Source organism: Sanguibacter suarezii NBRC 16159 (genome assembly GCF_001552735.1).
Taxonomy (GTDB): domain Bacteria; phylum Actinomycetota; class Actinomycetes; order Actinomycetales; family Cellulomonadaceae; genus Sanguibacter; species Sanguibacter suarezii.
This window is the reverse complement of sequence record NZ_BCRT01000021.1, coordinates 256,314-275,309: the sequence shown is the minus strand read 5'-3', so window position 1 is coordinate 275,309 and position 18,996 is coordinate 256,314. Positions and strand designations below refer to the sequence as shown.

The 18,996-nt window shown below is 71.8% G+C and carries 16 protein-coding genes and 1 tRNA gene; 11 read left to right on the top strand and 6 right to left on the bottom strand.

Translation table 11 applies throughout. From position 1 onward, the window contains the following. Positions 1-79 precede the first annotated feature (79 nt). The 3 genes from mscL to SS2_RS17100 form a co-directional block, all read right to left on the bottom strand. On the bottom strand, positions 80-550 hold the full coding sequence (gene mscL / locus SS2_RS14665) for a large conductance mechanosensitive channel protein MscL (protein ID WP_083942279.1): 471 nt from the start codon (positions 548-550) through the stop codon (positions 80-82). Positions 551-656: 106 nt separating this feature from the next. Next, positions 657-1,388 carry an SAF domain-containing protein gene (locus SS2_RS14660; protein WP_083942278.1) on the bottom strand — a complete coding sequence of 244 codons (732 nt, stop codon included), beginning with the start codon at positions 1,386-1,388 and terminating at the stop codon, positions 657-659. A 138-nt stretch (positions 1,389-1,526) separates the two neighbouring features. Further along, positions 1,527-1,898 (bottom strand): FmdB family zinc ribbon protein, encoded by a 372-nt coding sequence (locus SS2_RS17100; protein WP_083942277.1) that lies wholly within the window; start codon positions 1,896-1,898, stop codon positions 1,527-1,529. Between the two features lie 177 nt (positions 1,899-2,075). On the opposite strand from SS2_RS17100, the gene SS2_RS14650 reads away from it, so the two are divergent. Then, positions 2,076-4,745 (top strand): penicillin acylase family protein, encoded by a 2,670-nt coding sequence (locus tag SS2_RS14650; protein WP_245643609.1) that lies wholly within the window; start codon positions 2,076-2,078, stop codon positions 4,743-4,745. Positions 4,746-4,791: 46 nt separating this feature from the next. On the opposite strand, the gene SS2_RS14645 is transcribed toward SS2_RS14650, so the two are convergent. Then, complete coding sequence (locus SS2_RS14645) at positions 4,792-5,427, bottom strand: 5-formyltetrahydrofolate cyclo-ligase (RefSeq protein ID WP_066465866.1); 636 nt, start codon at positions 5,425-5,427, stop codon at positions 4,792-4,794. Positions 5,428-5,567: 140 nt separating this feature from the next. Here SS2_RS14645 and SS2_RS14640 point away from each other — a divergent pair, with 140 nt between their 5' ends. The 6 genes from SS2_RS14640 (at position 5,568) to SS2_RS14615 (ending at position 10,783) form a co-directional block, all read left to right on the top strand. Beyond that, positions 5,568-6,818, top strand: coding sequence for a molybdopterin molybdotransferase MoeA (locus SS2_RS14640; protein WP_066465865.1), 1,251 nt, complete (start codon positions 5,568-5,570; stop codon positions 6,816-6,818). A gap of 2 nt (positions 6,819-6,820) precedes the next feature. Beyond that, the gene (locus SS2_RS14635) at positions 6,821-7,468 is read left to right on the top strand and encodes a GNAT family N-acetyltransferase (RefSeq protein ID WP_439646330.1); all 648 of its coding nucleotides are present in this window, start codon (positions 6,821-6,823) and stop codon (positions 7,466-7,468) included. A gap of 433 nt (positions 7,469-7,901) precedes the next feature. Further along, positions 7,902-8,807: a hypothetical protein gene (locus SS2_RS14630; protein ID WP_157607364.1), complete on the top strand. Its 906-nt coding sequence runs from the start codon at positions 7,902-7,904 to the stop codon at positions 8,805-8,807. Between the two features lie 131 nt (positions 8,808-8,938). Continuing rightward, positions 8,939-9,014 (top strand) — tRNA-Ala (locus SS2_RS14625). A gap of 155 nt (positions 9,015-9,169) precedes the next feature. Beyond that, positions 9,170-9,460 (top strand): DUF1905 domain-containing protein, encoded by a 291-nt coding sequence (locus tag SS2_RS14620; protein WP_066465383.1) that lies wholly within the window; start codon positions 9,170-9,172, stop codon positions 9,458-9,460. A gap of 216 nt (positions 9,461-9,676) precedes the next feature. Beyond that, entirely contained in the window at positions 9,677-10,783 is a 1,107-nt protein-coding gene (locus SS2_RS14615) for a fatty acid desaturase family protein (RefSeq protein ID WP_066465862.1), read from the top strand. A gap of 121 nt (positions 10,784-10,904) precedes the next feature. Here SS2_RS14615 and SS2_RS14610 read toward each other — a convergent pair whose 3' ends face one another. Further along, positions 10,905-12,617: a dolichyl-phosphate-mannose--protein mannosyltransferase gene (locus SS2_RS14610; RefSeq protein ID WP_083942276.1), complete on the bottom strand. Its 1,713-nt coding sequence runs from the start codon at positions 12,615-12,617 to the stop codon at positions 10,905-10,907. A gap of 26 nt (positions 12,618-12,643) precedes the next feature. On the opposite strand from SS2_RS14610, the gene rsmI reads away from it, so the two are divergent. Further along, the gene (rsmI, locus tag SS2_RS14605) at positions 12,644-13,504 is read left to right on the top strand and encodes a 16S rRNA (cytidine(1402)-2'-O)-methyltransferase (protein ID WP_066465382.1); all 861 of its coding nucleotides are present in this window, start codon (positions 12,644-12,646) and stop codon (positions 13,502-13,504) included. Between the two features lie 31 nt (positions 13,505-13,535). Here the strand turns inward: rsmI and SS2_RS14600 are convergent, their stop codons facing one another. Continuing rightward, positions 13,536-14,138 carry an isochorismatase family protein gene (locus SS2_RS14600; protein WP_066465381.1) on the bottom strand — a complete coding sequence of 201 codons (603 nt, stop codon included), beginning with the start codon at positions 14,136-14,138 and terminating at the stop codon, positions 13,536-13,538. A gap of 90 nt (positions 14,139-14,228) precedes the next feature. Between SS2_RS14600 and SS2_RS14595 the strand changes: the two genes are divergently transcribed. From SS2_RS14595 to SS2_RS14585, 3 genes are read left to right on the top strand one after another with little or no spacing between them, the layout of a single operon-like run. Then, positions 14,229-15,422, top strand: a complete 1,194-nt coding sequence (locus SS2_RS14595) for an aminotransferase class I/II-fold pyridoxal phosphate-dependent enzyme (protein ID WP_066465380.1) — start codon at positions 14,229-14,231, stop codon at positions 15,420-15,422. Further along, positions 15,419-16,615: a PQQ-dependent sugar dehydrogenase gene (locus SS2_RS14590; protein ID WP_066465379.1), complete on the top strand. Its 1,197-nt coding sequence runs from the start codon at positions 15,419-15,421 to the stop codon at positions 16,613-16,615. Before SS2_RS14595 ends, SS2_RS14590 begins: the two co-directional genes overlap by 4 nt. A gap of 3 nt (positions 16,616-16,618) precedes the next feature. Then, positions 16,619-18,967, top strand: a complete 2,349-nt coding sequence (locus SS2_RS14585; RefSeq protein ID WP_066465376.1) for a DEAD/DEAH box helicase — start codon at positions 16,619-16,621, stop codon at positions 18,965-18,967. Positions 18,968-18,996 lie beyond the last annotated feature (29 nt).

Below are 18,996 nucleotides of genomic sequence, written 5' to 3'. Positions count from 1 at the left end.
GTGGTCGCCCGCTCGTCTCGTTCTCGAGGAACTTCGGTGGCTGCGGTGCTCATGCGCACCAGCCGGGAGTGCCAGCGGGTCAGTAGCCGACAGGCGGGGCCGGTGCGACGGGGCCGCCCTGCCCGGTCGGTCCCTGCCCGGTCGGCCCCTGGCCGCCATTCTGAGCAGCGAGCAGGTCGCGGATCTGCTGGAGCAGCAGGACGTCTTCGGACGGTGCCTTCGGCTCGGCGACCAGCCCGCGCTTGCGCAGCTTGTGCAGGTGGTTGATCGGAAGGACGACGCAGAAGTACAGCGCGGCCGCGATCAACAGGAAGTTCAGCAGCGCAGTGAGGATGAGCCCGATGCTGAAGTGCGCCCCGTTGATGGTGAAGTTGAAGACACCGTTGAGGTCCGGCTTGCCGAAGAGCATCGCGATGAGCGGGCTGACGAAGCCCTTGACGAGCGCGTTGACGACCTCGGAGAACGCCGCACCGATGACGATGCCGACCGCGAGGTCGATGACATTCCCGCGGACGATGAAGTCCTTGAAACCGGTGAGCACGTTCTTCATGAGTGTCCCTCTCTACGGGGTGAAGGGCCGGAGGCCGTGAGACCTGGGACACGCCGTGGGCGCCCGGGCACGTGACGGGCGTCAAAGCCGGGCTCCGTCGCACCGATCATTGCACGACGACCGCGGTGATCGCACCCCATCCTCCGGCGTTGGCCAGCAACGATGCCTCCTCCGGGGTGACCGCCACGAGGATCAGGTCGGTGGCTTCGTCAGGGGCCGGTGCCAGCGGGAGGCCGCCGGAGGAGGGCGGGGTGATGAACGGCCCCGGCAGGACCAGAGCCCGCCGGGCGAGGTGCAGGGCCGCCACCGCGTCCGGCGAGGGGAGCTCGGCGGAGGAGAAGGACCCCGACGCTGACGGTGCGAGGAGGTCGACGTGCATGCCCGGGCCCAGGATCTGGGCGAGGGCCGGGTCTCCCAGCCGGACGGCCGCGACCACCGTGCCGGGCGGGCCGTGCGGTCCGCCCCCGGGTGGCACGAGGACCGGTTCGCTGACGATCGTGCCCTCCGAGACCGGGACGACGAGGACCCGGTCGAGGGCCGCGGCCAGGTCGCGCAGCGCGTCAGCCGGGGCTGCCTGCGGCGGGACGCGTGCGGTGCGCAGGTCGTCTGCGGTGAGCGGGGTCCCGGCGGGCACGCTCCGGTCCGCCACGACGATCGTGACCTGTGCTGGGGGAGGCGGCTGCAGCTGGGCGACGGTGACCGCTGCGGCGAGGCCGAGGGTGCCGGCGGCGAGCAGGAAGCGCGCCTTCCAGACCACGGCGCGGACCCGGCGTCGGGCGCGCTGGGCGGCGAGGGCGCGAGGCACCGGGCGGGCGGGGCGGGGCGAGAGCGGGGTCATCCGCGCACGCTACGAGCCTTGCCTGGTCGCCCGCTGGCCGGCCGGTCCCCCTGGGGACGCGCTGACGACGACGCCGCGCTGTGGGGGAGTCCCTGAGCCGGTGGCGCGAGGACTCCGCTCAGGTCAGGGGTCGGCGGACTACTTCGACGTGGGTGCGGAGCTCGATGACGACGACGATGAAGCCGACGACGAGCCGGAGGACGACGAGCCGGAGGACGACGGCGTGGAGCTGGCCGCCGACCCGGTGGACTGCGCGGGAGCCGAGCTCGTCGAGGTCGAGGACGACGCGGAGTCCGAGGACTTGGAGGAGGTCGATGACGTCGACTTCGAGGCAGCCTTGTTGTCGGTGCGGTAGAAGCCCGAGCCCTTGAACACCACTCCGACGGGGGAGAAGACCTTGCGCAGCAGGCCGTCGCACTCCGGGCAGACGGTCAGCGCGTCGTCGGCGAAGGACTGGTGGATGTCGAAGTTGTGGCCGCACGCGGTGCAGGTGTACGCGTAGAGGGGCACGAAGTCTCCTGAGGTCCTGTAGGGGTCGGTGCCGACCGGTCGCGGCGAGGATGTCGCACGCGCTCGAGGCCTGGCACTCGAAGCAACTGAGTGCTAATCATACGCCGCACCACGGACCCGGTGGAAGCGCGCCATGTCAGCGTGAGCAAGTAGTCTCGCTCCGTGTCCCATCGCCATGTGATCCTTCGTCGTTCCCTCGTCACGGTTGCCGTCCTGGTCGTGCTCGCCCTCGTCGCGGCGGTCGTAGCCGCCGTGGTCGTCACCCGCCGTCCGCTGCCCTCCGCCGACGGGGAGGTCACCGTCGCCGGGATGGACGGAAGCGTGCGCGTCGTCCGCGACTCCCGCGGCGTGCCGGACATCTACGCCTCCACCGCGGAGGACCTCTTCCGGGCACAGGGCTTCGTCCAGGCGCAGGACCGGTTCTTCGAGATGGACTACCGCCGGCACGTGACCGCCGGCCGCCTCGCCGAGCTCGTCGGGGACAACCCCGACGCGATCGAGGCGGACAAGGTCATCCGCACCTTCGGCTGGCGCGACGTCGCCGAGCAGGAATGGGACCTCCTCGACGCCGAGACCCAGTCCTATCTCGCCGCCTACGCCGACGGCGTCAACGCCTACCTCGACGGACGCGCTCCCGGGGACGTGGCCTTCGAGTACACCGTGCTCGGCATGCAGGTCGACGTCACCGCACCCGAGCCCTGGGCCCCGGTCGACTCCCTGGCATGGCTCAAGGCGATGGCCTGGGACCTGCGCGGGAACTACGACGACGAGCTCGGCCGCGCCCAGGCCTTCTCCAGCGTGCGGGACGTGGCCCGGGTCAACGAGCTCTTCCCGGTCTACCCCGAGGCGCTCAACGCCCCGATCCTCGACGCCGACCAGGCGAGCGCCAACGCCGACGCCCTCGCAGCCTCCCAGCGCGCGGCAGCCGGCGCGAGCAGCACTCCGAGCGCGACGAGCACGACGAGCACGACCACCAGCGTCACCGACGCAGCCAGCCCCGCCGACGCCTCCGCGGCGGCCTCTCTCTACGACCCCGAGGACGCTGGCCTGGGTGAGGCCGTCGCCTCTGCCGCGCGGGCCATCGACGCCGTGCCCGTGCTCGTCGGCGAGGGAGAGGGGATCGGCTCGAACTCCTGGGTCGTCTCCGGGAACCACACCGACACCGGCAGCCCGCTGCTGGCCAACGACCCGCACCTCAGCCTCGGTGCCCCCAGCATCTGGGCGCAGGTGGGCCTGCACTGCGAGACCGTGAACGAGGAGTGCCCCTTCAACGTGTCCGGGTTCTCCTTCGCAGGGTTCCCTGGTGTCATCATCGGTCACAACGACAAGCTGGCCTGGGGGATCACCAACCTCGGCGCGGACGTCACGGACTTCTTCCTCGAGCGGGTCAGCGGCGCCAGCTACGAGGTGGACGGGACGTGGCTGCCGGTCACCAGCCGCACCGAGACGATCAAGGTCAACGGCGGCGAAGACATCGAGCTCGTGGTCCGCTCGACCGGGCACGGCCCCATCGTCTCGGACGTGCTCAGCCTCGACGAGGCAGACGCCACCCCGGTGGAGACCACCGAGGGCACACCGATCCGCCGGACCGACTACGAGGTCTCGCTCGGATGGACAGCCCTGAACCCGGGCCTGACCGCCCAGGCGATCTTCGCGATGGACACCGCCACGTCCGCCGAGGACATCAAGGCCGCGGCCGAGTACTTCGAGGTGCCCTCGCAGAACATCATCTTCGCGACCGTCGACGGTCACATCGGCTACCAGGCACCGGGTCGCATCCCGGTGCGCGGCGAGGTCTCCGGCCCGGTGCCCTCCGACGGCACCTGGCCCCGGCCCGGCTGGGACTCGCGGTACGACTGGCAGGGATGGGTGGAGCCGGCAGCCATGCCCGCCGTCCTCGACCCGGCTCAGGGGTACATCGTCGCGGCCAACCAGGCGGTCGCCCCGGCCGGCGCAGGTCCGTTTCTGACGTCGGACTGGGACTACGGCTACCGTTCCCAGCGCATCCAGTCGATGCTCCAGACCGAGATCGACGCCGGTCGTCCCGTCACGGTCGAGACGATGACCCGGATCCAGAACGACACCGTCAACCCCTACGCCGAGGTGCTCGTCCCCACCCTGCTGGCCCAGAAGATCCCGAACGCCTTCGACCGGGCCGGCCAAGAGCTCTTCGTCGGGTGGGACTACGCCCAGGACGCCGACTCCGCCGCGGCCGCGTACTTCTCCGCGGTGTGGGTCGAGCTGCTCGCGCTGAGCTTCGACGACGAGCTCTCCGAGGCGTCGTCCCCGGACGGCGGCAGCCGGTGGCTCGAGGTCGTGCGCACGCACCTGGACGACCCCACGAGCCCGTGGTGGGACGACCGCACGACCGTCAACGTCGTGGAGACCCGGGACGAGATCTTCACCCAGGCGCTCGTCAAAGCCCGCGAAGAGCTCACCAAGAAGCTCGGCCGTGAGGCCGACGAGTGGGAGTGGGGCAAGCTGCACCGGCTCGCTCTCAAGCACCCGGTGCTCGGCGGTGACAGCATCCCCGCGGTGGTCCGCGGCTTCGTCAACCCCAGCCCGGTCGAGATGGGCGGCGGGTCCTCGATCGTCAACGCGACGGCCTGGGACGCCTCGTCAGGGTCCTTCGACGTGACGTCGGGGCCATCCATGCGGATGGTCGTCGACCTCGCCGACCTGGACCGCTCGACCTGGGTCGTGGTGAGCGGGACCTCCGGGCACCCGGCGAGCTCCCACTACGCCGACCAGCTGGGCGCATGGGCGGCGGGGGAGTCCTTCCCCTGGGGGTTCACCGAGGCCGCGGTCACCGCGGCAGGCTCGGACACGCTGACGCTGACCTCATGACCTGAGGAAGAGCGGGCGGGCTGCACCAGTGCTCGCCCGCCGGTCGTCAGCGGGTGATCCAGTGCCATTCCAGCGGGGTGGCCACGCCGTCGACCGGGTGGTCGTGGGCCTCGCGGGGCAGTGGCCGCTCGCTGGCGTCATAGATCTCGTCGGGGAACACCACGGCGATGATCTTGACCCCGGGTCGTACGTGCGCGAGTGCCCGGTCGTACCAGCCCCCGCCCTGACCCAGCCGGTTGCCGTCCGTGTCGACCGCGAGTGCGGGGGCGATGACGACGTCGGCCGTCTCGAGCGCGGCGGCGCCCAACGCCTCGGTGGACGGTTCGGGCGGGCGCCCGGGAGCCCGCTGGAGCAGGTCGTCCTCTCCGGCGTACAGGGCCCAGTCCCGCTGCAGGCCCGCCCCGAGCACCGGCAGGAGGATCTCTTTGCCGAGGGAGTCGAGGGCCGCCATGAGCGGCTTGGTGCCAGGTTCGTTGGGGCGTGCGGCATACAGTCCCACGCGGTGCGCGGCACGCACCTCGGGGATGGTCAGCAGCACCTCGGCGAGCTGGTGGGCGGCTTCGTCCCGGCGTCGCTCGCTGCGAGCGTCACGGGCGGCGCGGATAGCCCCGCGCAGGGCGATCTTGGCATCCTCGACGTCGAGAGATGCGTGGACAGGGTAGGGCTGCGCTGGACCACTCATGGTCAAAGTATCTCAAAGAAATGGTGCGCATGGTGTCTCCTGCCGATGTTCGCCGGGGATGCGATTTTCTGCACTAGCCTGTCCCTCATGACTGCAGGAACGCTGTGCCCGCTGCCGACCGTCTCCCTCCGGGTGCCCCGGTGAAGAGTGTTCAGGACCAGCTCGCTGCTGTTCTCGCCGTAGCCACGCCCGTCCCGGCCCTCGACGTGGTGCTCACCGATGCGGCCGGCTGCATCCTCGCGGCAGACATCGTCGTCGCCGAGAACATCCCGGCCCGCCGGCTGGCAACCTGCGACGGGTACGCCGTCTTCGCCCAGGACCTCGTGGGCGCCAGCGCGCAGGAGCCGGTCCTGCTCCCGGTGATCCATGACGTGTGGTCTGCCGCGGACGAACCCTTCCGTCTGGTGCCCGGGCAGAGCGTGCTGCTCAGCTCCGGCGTCCCGATGCCCATCGGGGCCGACACCCTTGTGCCGGTCTGGGCCACCGACCGCGGCGAGGCCAAGGTACGGATCACAGCCGAGTTCGGTCAGGGGTCCAACGTCCGCGCGGTGGGGGCGGACGGCACAGCCGGGTCCGTCGCGCTGCGCGCCGGCATCCGCCTCGACGCGCGCCAGCTCGCCTTCGCCGCGAGCCTGGGCTACGCCCGGATCCGGGTCCACCCCGCCCCGCGGGTGGTCATCCTCCCGGTCGGCGATGAGCTCGTCCAGCCCGGCTCGAACAAGCCTGGCGTCTTCGACGCCAACGGTCCGTCGCTGCGCACCGCGGTCCAGGACGCCGGCGCGATCGCGATCCAGGTCGCCCCGGTCAGCGACGACCAGGCGCGCCTGCGCGACGCGATCGAAGACCAGCTGGTGCGAGCCGACCTGCTCATCACGACCGGGGGGCTCAGCGAAGGCTCCCACGACACGCTCAAGGACGTCCTCGCCCCGCTGGGCACGGTCCGCTTCGACCACGTCGCCATGATCCCGGGCCGCAACCAGGGCCTGGGCACCCTCTACGCCGGGATCGGGGTGGACACCGGCGCCCCCGGGGACACCATCCCGGTCTTCTCCCTGCCCGGTCACCCGGTGGCCGCGCAGATCTCCTACGAGGTCTTCGTCCGCCCGGCGCTGCGGGCGATGGCCGGGTACACCGAGATCTACCGCCCCTCCGTCGCCGCGCACGCGGCGGTCGGCTGGCGCAGCCCCGCGGGCATCCGCCAGTTCGTGCCGGCGACCCTCGTCGGGACCCCCGAAGAGGGTTACCAGGTGACACCGGTCGGTGACCCCACGCGTCTGGAGGAGCTCTCCATGGCCGCGCTCGCGGGAGCCAACGCCCTGGCCGTGGTCTCCGAGGGGGACACCGAGGTGCGGTTCGGCGACCGCGTGCACTGCCTGGTCCTCGAGGCGTGAGCGTGCGCTGGCGGTCGCGGACGTGGCCGGTCACGCTGCGTGACGACTCCCTCCGCGACCTGCCCGGTGGAGCGCTCGTGCTGCGCCCGCTCGTCCGCAGTGACCGCGACGAGTGGATGGACCTGCGCGAGCACAACGCGGTGTGGCTCGACCGGTGGGAGGCGACCATCCCCGAGGCGCGTCCGGGCACCCGTGGGGCCCCGCCCCGGCGCCCCGCCCCCACCTTCCGGGAGTACGTCCGCCTGCTCGACGCCGCAGGCCGCGACGGCACGACCCTGCCCTTCGCGATCGAGCTCGACGGCGAGCTCGTGGGGCAGCTGACGGTCTCCTCCATCACCTACGGCTCGATGTGCTCGGCGAGCATCGGGTACTGGGTCAGCGAGCACGTCGCCGGGCGCGGGGTCGCGCCCACGGCTGTCGCGATGGCCACCGACTACTGCTTCGAGGAGCTGGGTCTGCACCGGGTCGAGGTGAACATCCGCCCCGAGAACGCGCCGAGCCTGCGCGTGGTGACCAAGCTGGGTCTGCGTGACGAGGGGCTGCGCGTGGCGTTCCTGCACATCCAGGGACGCTGGTGCGACCACCGGACCTTCGCGCTCACAGCCGAAGAAGTCCCAGGTGGGCTGCTCGCCCGGTGGCGTTCGCGCTGAGCCGGGAGAGGGCCTGTGGAAGAATTGCACACGTGTAACTTGTCCGGGCGACACACCGGGGCGCGTCCGCGTCAGGGTGAGTCGCCTCACCTAACGTCATCGTGTGGACTCACTAGCCGGCATCGCTGTTCTGGCAGTGGTCGGTCTGTGGTTGGCCTACCTGGTCCCGCACCGGCTGCGCCAACGGCAGCAGATGCTCGAATCGCGGGTCAACGACCGGTTCTCCGGGAACCTCCGGGTGCTCGCAGTCGCGACCGCGGACGCCGCGGCTCCGACTGCGTCGACGCGGAAGCTCGGTCGACGTTCGGCCGCTGTGGCGCTGCATTCCCACGGTGACTGCACGACGACGTCCAGCGTCAACGCACCACTCTTGACCCCGCCTCACGGGATGACCGTGCGGCCCAGGCGCCACCCCCCGGAAGGAGAGCAGGACATGGAGCACACGATCTCCCCGACTCTCGCGGTCGTCCCTGCGCGGTCAGGTCTGCACGCCCGTCGTGCGGCTGCCGCGCGCCGCCGCGCGCTGCTCACCGTGACCCTGCTCCTGCTCACAGCCGTCACCGGCGTGCTCGCGGCCACCACCGCGCTGTCCGCCTGGTTCGTGCTCGCCCCCGCCGCGCTCCTTCTCGCCGTCCTCGCTCTGGGACGCCGCGCCGTGCGCGCCAACGCCCGGGCCGACGCCGCGTGGGAGGCCCGTGAGCGTGCCCGCCGCGCAGCCGCAGCTGCGTCCGACGACGTGCGGCTCGCGGGCCGCCCCGCACCGGTGGTCCGCCCGCGGGTGACCGGCCGCGCCGTGAAGTCCTCGCAGTCCCACACCCAGATGATCGCCCGGGTGCGCCCGCCCGGCGAGGGCGCCGGCTCGTCTGAGCCCGCGGCGTCCGAGCCCTCGCTCGAGCGCGCTCGTCTCGTGGCCACGATCAGCGCTCCGCGGGCTGCGTCGTCTGCTGCCCCGGCAGGCGCAGGTGCCGCAGCCTCCACCGCCCGTGAGCGTGGGAGCAGCGCAGCGACGAGCGAGGCCCCCGCCTCGGCGACCCCGGTCCAGACCGCCGCTGCGGGCGATTCCACCGAGTGGACCTCCGTCCCGGTGCCGCGCCCCGTCTACACGATGAAGTCCGCGGCACCCCGCTGGGAGCCCGCCCCGCTCACCGCGGAGATGGCCCAGATCACCTTGGCGCGCCGCGCCGAGCTCGCCGCCGGTGACGGCGCCGCGGTGGTCACGCTCGTCGTCGAGCAGCCCGAGGACGAGGCGTCAGCCTCGGCCGAGTCGGAGGCGTCCAGCGACAGCCTCGGAGTCAACCTCAACTCTGTTCTCGCACGCCGCCGCGCTGCGGGGGAGTGACGGTGCTCCCACGCCGTCGGTCCGCTGCCGTCGGCGCGGGCCTGCCCGGACCGGTCGGTGCTGTGGTGCTCAGCAGGCTGTCTGTGGTGCTAACCTAGATAACGCTTCGGGAGTTCGCTCCTGTGAGTGGAGGGGCTATGGCGCAGTTGGTAGCGCGCTTCGTTCGCATCGAAGAGGTCAGGAGTTCGAATCTCCTTAGCTCCACCAGCAGTTCAGCATCACCAGCATCGTCACTCAGGGCCGCTCTCCTCGGAGAGCGGCCCTGAGTCGTTCCCGGGTATGCCTCCCCGTCCCGCACGTCAGCCGCTAGTGTGATGACGATCCGGCCAAGCCGCGTCGGACCTGCTCGGGAGGAGACCGCGATGGCACTGCTGGAGACCCCGCTCGCCCTTAAGCACGAGTTCACTGCGCCGCTGGAGAAGGACGGAGCCTTCGACACCTTTCTCACAGTCCCCGGGTCGGCCGAGCTGCTGGGGACGCGCAAGGCGGTGAAGGTCACCGGGACCATCGACGGCCATCCCTTCGCTGCGACGCTCATGCCCTCGGGCAGCGGGCCGCACTGGCTCCCGCTGCGCGCAGCCCTGCGTCAGGCGATCGGCAAGGATGCCGCGGGCGACGAGGTCCGGATCAGGCTCGAGCAGCGGCTCACCTGACGCGCCTCTAGCGTTCCTCCGGCGCTCCGCCTGCAGGACGGGTGCGGCGCCAGCCGCCCGCGGACGCGACTGGCGACCGTCCAGCATCTATAAGGACGCCGCACGAACTTACTGCCAGATAGGGGGGACAACCCCCTGGATCGCTAACCTACGGTTCCGTAGAGTCGCCGCAGGGCGCCGTTCCTGGCGCCCGTCTCCCACGACGAGCGGACGATGATGACGGCTACCAGCACGGTGACGGGCCCCGACGACACGCAAGCGCGACCGCTGTCGGCGCGCGAGCGCCAGGTGAGCGACTTCTCCGCGCTGACTCGCACAGTCCAAGAGACCGGACTCATGCGGCGCCGCTACGCCTACTACTGGGCGCGCTTCACGGCCCTGGTCGTCCTGCTCGCCGCGTGTGGCGCCGGCATGGTCCTGCTCGGCGACTCCTGGTGGCAGCTTGCCATCGCCGGAGCGCTCGGCGTCCTGTTCACCCAGATGGCCTTCCTCGGTCACGACGCCGCGCACCGCCAGATCTTCAAGTCCGGCAAGTGGAACGACTGGGCCAGCCTGGTCATCGCCAACCTCTTCGGCGGACTCAGCTACGGCTGGTGGATGCACAAGCACTCCAAGCACCACCAGAAGCCCAACGTGCTCGGCACCGACCCGGACATGCTCAACGGCGTCCTGGTCTGGGAGACCGAGACCCTCGAGACGCCCACCACCGGCGTCCGCGCCTGGTTCGCGGCGCACCAGGGGTACCTGTTCTTCCCGCTGCTCCTGCTCGAAGGCCTCAACCTGCACGTCAACGGCCTCAAGACGATCCTCGGCAAGGAGCCGGTCAAGCGCCGCGGCATCGAGATCACCTTCGTCATGATCCGCCTGGTGGGCTTCGCCGCCGCAGTGTTCCTGCTCATGCCGGTGGGCATCGGCTTCGCCTTCCTCGGCGTCCAGCTCGGTGTGTTCGGCCTGCTCATGGGGGCGTCCTTCGCCCCGAACCACAAAGGCATGCCGGTCATCGCCCCGGACGTGAAGATCGACTTCCTGCGTCGTCAGGTGCTCATGAGCCGCAACATCACCGGTGGTCGCTGGGTGGACGTCTTCATGGGCGGTCTCAACTTCCAGATCGAGCACCACCTCTTCCCGTCCATGCCCAGCCCGGCGCTGCGCCAGGTGCGCCCGATGGTCATCGAGTTCTGCGCCTCGCGCGGGATCAAGTACACCGAGACCACCCTCGTCGAGTCCTACCGCATCGTCATCGACTACCTCAACCGGGTCGGCATCGCCTCGCGTGACCCCTTCCAGTGCCCGCTCACCGCCCAGTACCGGTCGGCGCGCTGAGCATCGCTGAGCACCACTGAGTGGCGCTGAGGACGCGCTGAGGCGCTGACACCAGAGGCTCGGTCCCATCATCGGGACCGAGCCTCTCTGTCTGCTTTCTGTCTGCTCGACGACGAGCTGCTCAGACCCAGCTGTTCATCCACATGTGCACGTGCCAGAACTCGTACGGCACGTTCATCCCCACCCACACCGGGTAGAAGAACACGCTGACCGCAGCGATCACGCCCAGCAGCACCCCGATCGCCCACCGGGCACGGCGTCGTCGGACCGGGTCGTGGGAGAGCTGCTCCCAGCCGACGACGAGCGCGTAGGTGAGCGCGAGGTACATCCACGGCGCGAAGGCGATGGTGTAGAAGGTGAAGATGGTGCGGTCGGTGATCAGCAGCCACGGCACCCAGCCGGCGAGCAGCCCGGCCAGTACCGCACCGGCCCGCCAGTCGTAGCGGCGCACGAGCATGTAGACCGCCAGCAGCAGCGCCGCCGTGGCCAGCCACCAGATGAGGGGGTTGCCCACCGACGTCACGGCCTGCACGCAGGTCTGCGCCCCGCAGCCACCCGTGCCGTCGGCGACCTTGTCCCAGTAGAAGGACGTGGGACGGAGCTGGAGCAGCCAGCCCCACGGGTTGGCCATGTAGGTGTGCTCGCTGGTCAGCGTGGTGTGGAAGGCCCACATCGCCTCGTGATAGGCCCACAGCGAGCGCAGCGCGTCGGCCCAGGACGCCACGACGTCCGGCAGCCACCCGGGGTAGGCGACCGGGTGCTCGGTCCACCAGTCCCGGTCGTAGGAGGAGGGGTTGGCGAACCACGCCCACCACGAGGCGAGGTAGGTGGCCGCCACCGTGGGCACCATGACCGCAGCCGCAGGTAGCGCATCGCGCACGAGGCCGGCGAGCACCCAGCGCTCGACGCCGACGGCGCGGCGAGCCGTCGCGTCCCACAGCACAGAGACGACCGCGAAGACGGCGAAGAAGTACAGCCCGGACCACTTCGTGCCGCAGGCCAGCCCGAGGGCGACCGCCGCCGCGAAGCGCCACCAGTGGAAGCCCAGCGTGGGGCCGAACCGGCCCAGCCCTGCCCCGGAGTCCAGCAGGGTGGCCGCCCGCGCCGCGAGCCGGCGTCGTGCCCAGCTGCGGTCGGCGACCAGGCAGGCGAAGGCGACCACGACCCAGAACATGAGGAAGACGTCGAGCAGCGCGGTGCGGGAGTGGACGATCGCGACGCCGTCGATCGCGAACAGGCCCCCCGCGATCACGCCGAAGGCCGTCGAGCCGAAGAGCCGCCGGGCCGTGCGGGCCAGCAGGAACACCGCGACGACCCCGACGATCGCCGGTGCCAGGCGCCACGCCCAGGAGTTCTCCGGGCCGCCGAGCCGCATGCCCAGCGCGATCATCCACTTGCCGACCGGCGGGTGGACCACGTAGTCGGCGTAGTCGAGGTAGATGTCTTGGTTGCCGGACTCGAAGCTGGGGTTGGCGTCCTCCGGCCACTCCGCCTCGAAGCCCGCGCTGAGCAGGGTGTACGCGCCCTTGACGTAATAGGTCTCGTCGAAGACGAGGGTGCGCGGGTGGCCGAGGTTGACCAGCCGCAGCACAGCGGCGAGCAGGGCGACCAGCGCCGGGCCCATCCACGACCAGAAGCGGTCCGAGGCGGTGGTGCCCAGGGCGAGAGCGCGCGACGAGAACAACCGGGTGAGCAGGTCGGCCTCGGTGGCGCCCGGCGTGGCGCCCGGCGTGGGGATGCCCGGCGTCGTCGGACCGCCACCGGTTGCTGCCGCGTCCTGCCCCCGTGCGACGACCGCGTCGTCGGCCTTCTCAGTCCCCGTCACGCCAGCCATCGTAGGGGACGTGGCAGGCTTGCCCCATGACAGGCCGCCTCATTCTTGCTGGAACACCCATCGGCGACGTCGACGACGCCTCCCCGCGTCTGCGCCGTCTCCTCGTCGAGGCGGACGTGATCGCGGCGGAGGACACCCGCCGCCTGCACGCGCTGGCCGGGCGCCTCGAGCTCAAGCCCGGTGGCCGGGTGATCAGCTACCACGAGCACAACGAGTCGGCGCGGGCCGACGAGCTGCTCGACGTCGTCGCCGACGGCGGCACGGTGCTCATCGTCACCGACGCCGGCATGCCCAGCGTCTCCGACCCCGGCTACCGGATCGTCACCCGGGCGATCGAGCGCGGGCTGCCGGTGACGTCCGCCCCCGGGCCTAGCGCGGTGCTCACCGCGCTGGCCGTCTCCGGGCTGCCCACCGACCGGTTCTGCTTCGAGGGCTTCCCCCCGCGCAAGCCGGGGGAGCGGGCCCGGGCCTTCGAGCTGCTCGCGGGCGAGCGCCGCACCATGGTGTTCTTCGAGTCCCCGCACCGCGTGGACGTGACCCTGGCGGCGATGGCCGACGCCTTCGGCGACGACCGTCCGGCAGCCATCTGCCGTGAGCTCACCAAGACCTATGAAGAGGTCATCCGCGGCGGGCTGCGCGAGCTGGCCGAGCGCGCGGGCGCCGAGCAGCTGCGCGGGGAGATCTGCGTCGTCGTGGCCGGTGCCCCAGAGCGGGTCACCGCCACCACGGCCGAGCTCGTCGCCGAGGTGCTCACCCGCGCCGACGCCGGCGAGCGGCTCAAGGAGGCTGTCGCCGAGGTCGCCGCCGCGGCCGGGGTGCCTAAGCGTGACCTCTACGCCGCGGCCCTCGCAGCGAAGCCCGCCAAGGGGCCCCGCGCCACGAGCTGAGCAGCGACCAGCGGCTCAGTCAGCGGAGCCTTCAGTCAGCGGAGAGGACGCCGTCGCCAGACTGCGCGAGCACCACCCCGGCCGCTGCGAGCTCCGTGCGGGCCTGGGCGCCCTGGTCGGCGGTGACCGGCACGGTGAGGTCGGTGAGCACCCGGGTCGCCAGGCCCAGGGCGAGCGCATCCAGGGCCGTGGCCTTGACGCAGTGCGACTCCGCGATGCCCACGACGTCCACGTCGGTGATCTGCTCCGCACGCAGGATGTCGGCGAGCAGGTTGCCGTCGCCGTCGCGTCCTTCGAAGCCGGAGTAGGCGGCGGCGTGCTCGCCCTTCTTCACGCTGACCTCGGGGGCGAGCTGGGCGAGGGCGGGGTGCAGCTCGGCCTCGGGCGTCCCGGCCACCCCGTGCGGGGGCCAGGTGTCGACGAAGTCCGGGGTGTCGGAGAAGTGCTCACCCGGGTCCACGTGCCAGTCCTGGGTGGTGACCACGAGGTCGTAGTCACCCCGGCGGGCCTGGGCGAAGGCCGCGATGGCGTGGGCGGTCGCGTTGCCGCCGGCGACGGCGAGTGCCCCGCCCTCGCAGAAGGTGGGCTGGACGTCCACGACGAGAAGAGCACGGTGGGTGGCGACGGTCGTCATGGTCCCAATGTATCCCTGGCCTACCCCCGGCCGGCGAACCGCCGCTGAGATCTCACAGCACGTGACCTGGGGCGGTATTACGCTTCCCCCATGCCCCGTGAGATCGAGTTCCGCCGCATCCCTGGCCTCCCGCCGTACGTCTTCACGATCATCGACTCGCTCAAGCTCGCGGCGCGCCGCGAGGGGCGCGACATCGTCGACCTCGGCTTCGGCAACCCGGACCTGCCAAGCCCGCAGATCGCGGTGGACAAGCTCACCGAGGCGGCGCACAACCAGCGCAACCACCGCTACTCCTCCTCCCGCGGCATCCCCAAGCTGCGCCAGGCCGTCGCCGACCTCTACCAGCGCCGCTTCGGGGTGACCCTCGACCCGGAGACCCAGATCATCTCCACGATCGGGGCCAAGGAGGGCTTCAGCCACCTCATGTGGGTGCTGCTGCAGCCTGGTGACGCGGCCATCGTGCCGACGCCGAGCTACCCCATCCACATCTGGGGACCGTACTTCGCCGGGGCGGACGCCCGCCAGGTGCCCATCGGTGACGGCGACGACGCCGCAGGCTTCATCGACCGGGTCATGGAGGCCTGGGAGCTGGGCTGGCCCAAGCCGCGCGTGATCGTGCTGTCCTTCCCGCACAACCCGACCACCACCATCGCCCAGCTGAGCGACCTGCAGCGGCTCGTGGACTGGGCCAAGGACCGCGACGTCGTGCTCGTGCACGACCTCGCCTACGCCGACATGAGCTTCGACGGGTGGACCCCGCCGTCGATCATGCAGTGCGAGGGGGCGACCGAGGTCGCCGTCGAGCTGTACTCGATGACCAAGTCGTACTCGATGGCCGGGTGGCGGGTCGCGTTCCTCGTCGGGCGCGAGGACGTCGTCGGCGCCCTCGGCAAGCTCAAGAGCTACCTCGACTACGGCACCTTCCAGCCGATCCAGATCGCCGCGACGGTCACCCTCAACGAGGCCACGGACTTCCCGGCCGAGGTGTCCGAGGTCTACGAGTCGCGGCGCAACGCGCTCTGTGATGGCCTGAACCGCATCGGCTGGGCCATCGACAAGCCGCAGGGCACCATGTTCGTGTGGGCCCGGATCCCCGAGCCCTACCGGGCGATGGGCTCGATCGAGTTCGCCAAGCACGTCATCGAGACCTGCGACGTGGCGGTCTCGCCCGGCGTCGGCTTCGGCGCCGGCGGGGACGAGTTCGTGCGCTTCGCCCTCATCGAGAACGAGCACCGCATCGGCCAGGCCGTCCGCGGCCTGAAGAAGGGACTGACCCTGCTGTGACCCTCGGACGGCGCCCCCTCGTCCTCGCGACCGCGGTCGCCGTCTGCCTGCTCGCGGCCTGCTCGGACGACGACGGCGGGTCCGCCGCCCCGTCCGCGCCCGCCGCCTCGGCGACCGCGACGGCCACCGAGCCGGAGGACATCACGACCGAGCCGGCCGTCCCCACCGACGACCCGCCCCCCGTCCCGGTGGTCACCGCGACGGTCACCGGCGTCACCGCGACGGGCCTGGCCGCGCCGTGGGGGCTGGCCCAGCTGCCCGACGGCGACTGGCTGGTCACCCAGCGCGACGACCGCACGATGCTCGTGGTCCCCGCTGACGGCTCCGCGCCCACGACGGTGACCGGCGCGGGCGCCGACGACCTCGCCGACCGGACCATCAGCGACGGCGAGGCAGGGCTGCTGGGCGTGGCGCTGTCCCCGACCTTCGCCGAGGACAGCCACGTCTTCGTCTACCGCCGTGCGGAGTCGGGGAACGAGGTGCTCCGGGGCGAGCTCGACGGGACGACTCTCGGGCCGCTGACCACCCTCGTCAGCGAGATCCCCGCCGCGGGCAACCACAACGGAGGCCGGCTGGCCTTCGGTCCGGACGGCTACCTCTACATCACCACCGGCGACGCCGGGGACAGCGACCTGTCCCAGGACCCAGACTCTCTCGCCGGCAAGATCCTGCGCATCACCGCGGACGGGGACGTCCCGGCCGGGAACCCGGTCCCCGGCTCGCCGCTGTGGTCCCTGGGCCACCGCAACGTCCAGGGTCTGGGCTGGGCCGCGGACGGACGGATGTTCGCCTCGGAGTTCGGCCAGCAGACCGTCGACGAGCTCAACCTCATCGTCGCCGGCGGCAACTACGGCTGGCCGGACGTCGAGGGAGCCGGGGGAGCCGACGACGGCTTCATCGACCCGCTGGCCACGTGGCCGACGTCGGACGCCTCGCCCTCGGGCCTGGCCGTCACCGACGAAGGGGTCTACCTCGCGGGGCTGCGCGGGGAACGGCTGTGGCGGGTTCCGCTGGCCGCCCGCGGCGTGGGCGAGCCGCAGGAGCTGTTCACCGGCGAGCACGGGCGTCTGCGCGCCGTGGCCGTCGCCCAGGACGGTTCGCTCGCGGTGCTCACCAACAACACCGACGGCCGCGGCGCCCCGCGACCGGGCGACGACCACCTCCTGACCGTCACTGTCAGCCCTGCTTCCTGAGCCGTGATCTCTCACCCGGGGCTGGCCGCCGGCGCGCCCCCGCCCGAGCCGGGGCGCGCGGCCCGTGACCTGGTCGCCGCGCACCACCGCCTCGCCGAGCAGGCCGCCGCGGTGCTGGCCGAGCTGGACGGCGCGCGGGCCGAGGTGATCCGGCTCGTCGAGGCGGACCGTGACGTGCGGGTGCGCCGTGAGCTCGCCGAGATCACCATCGACCGGCTCAATGAGGTGACCGACAAGAACCTGCGGGTCCGCGCGCTGCTGGACGCCGGGTACACGACGGTCCTGCCGCTGCTCGAGGCCCGGGTGAGCGACCTCCAGGAGCTCGACGGCGTGGGCCCGCACACCGCGCGCGGCGCCGTCGCCGCAGCGCAGCAGCTGGCCGACGTGATCCGGTCGGGCCTGTCCACCCGGATCGAGACGGACCCGACCGACGCGGCGACCACCACCCTGCTCTCGCTGCTCGAGCGGGTGCGCCGGCTCGGCCCGCTCGTCGAGCCGCACCGTGAGGACCTCACCGACTACATCGGCGCCATGGCCTCCCTGCTGCCGCTCGCCCGCCCGGCGACCCGGCGCCTGGGCTTCGCCCTGAGCCGCAGGCGCACCAAGGACGCCGCCACGGCGGCCCTCGCCTCGCTGCCCGGCTGGGACGCCTGGCTGGCCAGCACCGCCCTGCCTGACGCCGTCGCCCGGCTGAGCGCGGCGGCCGCGACCCCCGGGCCCGGGCCGGTGCGGCTGTGGGACGACTTCGAGCTGCGGGCGGCGTCGTACTACGCGGTGCTCGCGACGATCGTGCCGTGGGTGACCGAGAGCGCCGCGGCCCACGGCATGCTGCCCGACGAGCTCGCCGAGCGGGTGAGCACGTACCCGCTGGACGAGTCGTTGCTGCGGGCGCACCTGCGCGGCTACCAGGCCTTCGGTGCGAAGTTCGTGCTCAACCAGGGCCGGGTGCTGCTGGGGGACGAGATGGGCCTGGGCAAGACCGTCCAGGCGATCGCCGCCATGGCCGACTGCGCGGCCAAGGGGGACACCCACTTCGTCGTGGTGTGCCCGGCCAGCGTCCTGGTCAGCTGGGTGCGCGAGGTGGGTGTGCACTCCCACCTGGCGGCGCACCGGGTGCACGGCAGCGGCCGGGAGCAGGCGCTCGCGGACTGGACGGCCGAGGGCGGGGTCGCGGTGACCACCTTCGACGGGCTCAAGCATCTCTCGCTGCCGCCGGCCGCTCTCGGCGCCGAACCGGCCGCTCTCGGCGCCGAACCGGCCTCGAGCGGCGCCGAACCTGCTCCCACCGGTGACCAGCCGGCTCCCGCCGCCGGGCCGCGCGTCGCGATGCTCGTCGTCGACGAGGCGCACCTCATCAAGAACCCGCGGGCGCGGCGCACCCGCGACGTGCTGGCCTGGGCGGAACGGTGCTGGCGGGTGCTCTACATGAGCGGCACGCCGATGGAGAACCGGCTCGAGGAGTTCCTCGCGCTCGTGGCCCACCTGCAGCCTGACGTCGTCGAGCGGGTGCCCAGACACGTCGGGCTGGCCGGCGCGGACGCCTTCCGCGCGACGATGTCCGGGGTGTACCTGCGCCGCAACCAGGTCGAGGTGCTCATGGAGCTCCCCGACCTCGTCGAGGTCGACGAGTGGGAGGAGCTCACCCCCGCCGGGCGGGCCGTCTACGCCGGCGCCGTGGCCTCGGGCAACCTCATGGCCATGCGCCGGGCGGCCTTCGCCACCGCGGACCCCGCCGAGTCGAGCAAGCTCGGACGGCTCGTGGAGATCCTCGCCGACGCAGCCGAGAACGGGCACAAGGTTGTCGTCTTCTCCTTCTTCCGGCAGGTGATCGAGCTGGTGGCAGCCACCGCCGCGAGCGAGGGGCACCCCGTGCACGGCCCGATCACCGGGGACGTCCCTGCCGCCGGCCGCCAGCAGGTCGTCGACGACTTCACCGCCGCCCCGGCGGGCGCCGTGCTCGTCGCCCAGATCCAGGCCGGCGGGGTGGGGCTCAACATCCAGGCCGCGAGCGTGGTGGTGCTCTGCGAGCCCGCCCTCACCCCAGCCGCGGAGGACCAGGCTGTCGCCCGGGTCCGCCGGATGGGGCAGGTCCGCACCGTCCGGGTGCACCGGCTGCTCGCCGAGGACAGCGTCGACGAGCGGATCCGCGAGCTCCTCACCGAGAAGTCCCGGCTCTTTGACGCCTACGTCCGCGAGTCGAGCCTGGCTGCGGGGGCTGTGCGCGCGGTCGACGTGAGCGAGGCCCAGCTTGCCCGTCAGGTGGTCACCGCCGAGCAGGCCCGGCTCGGCTACGGGCCCGTGTGGGACGAGCTCGAGGCGAGCATCGGCGCTGTCCACGACGACGACCGCTGACCGGCACGAGCCGCCGGACGCCTTAACAT

Bases quoted from the DNA above. Each gene is read 5' to 3' on its own strand.
- mscL (WP_083942279.1), bottom strand. From the start codon at position 550: ATGAAGAACGTGCTCACCGGTTTCAAGGACTTCATCGTCCGCGGGAAT.
- SS2_RS14660 (WP_083942278.1), bottom strand. From the start codon at position 1,388: ATGACCCCGCTCTCGCCCCGCCCCGCCCGCCCGGTGCCTCGCGCCCTC.
- SS2_RS14645 (WP_066465866.1), bottom strand. From the start codon at position 5,427: ATGAGTGGTCCAGCGCAGCCCTACCCTGTCCACGCATCTCTCGACGTC.
- SS2_RS14630 (WP_157607364.1), top strand. From the start codon at position 7,902: ATGGAGCACACGATCTCCCCGACTCTCGCGGTCGTCCCTGCGCGGTCA.
- SS2_RS14620 (WP_066465383.1), top strand. From the start codon at position 9,170: ATGGCACTGCTGGAGACCCCGCTCGCCCTTAAGCACGAGTTCACTGCG.
- SS2_RS14615 (WP_066465862.1), top strand. From the start codon at position 9,677: ATGACGGCTACCAGCACGGTGACGGGCCCCGACGACACGCAAGCGCGA.
- SS2_RS14610 (WP_083942276.1), bottom strand. From the start codon at position 12,617: ATGGCTGGCGTGACGGGGACTGAGAAGGCCGACGACGCGGTCGTCGCA.
- rsmI (WP_066465382.1), top strand. From the start codon at position 12,644: ATGACAGGCCGCCTCATTCTTGCTGGAACACCCATCGGCGACGTCGAC.
- SS2_RS14600 (WP_066465381.1), bottom strand. From the start codon at position 14,138: ATGACGACCGTCGCCACCCACCGTGCTCTTCTCGTCGTGGACGTCCAG.
- SS2_RS14595 (WP_066465380.1), top strand. From the start codon at position 14,229: ATGCCCCGTGAGATCGAGTTCCGCCGCATCCCTGGCCTCCCGCCGTAC.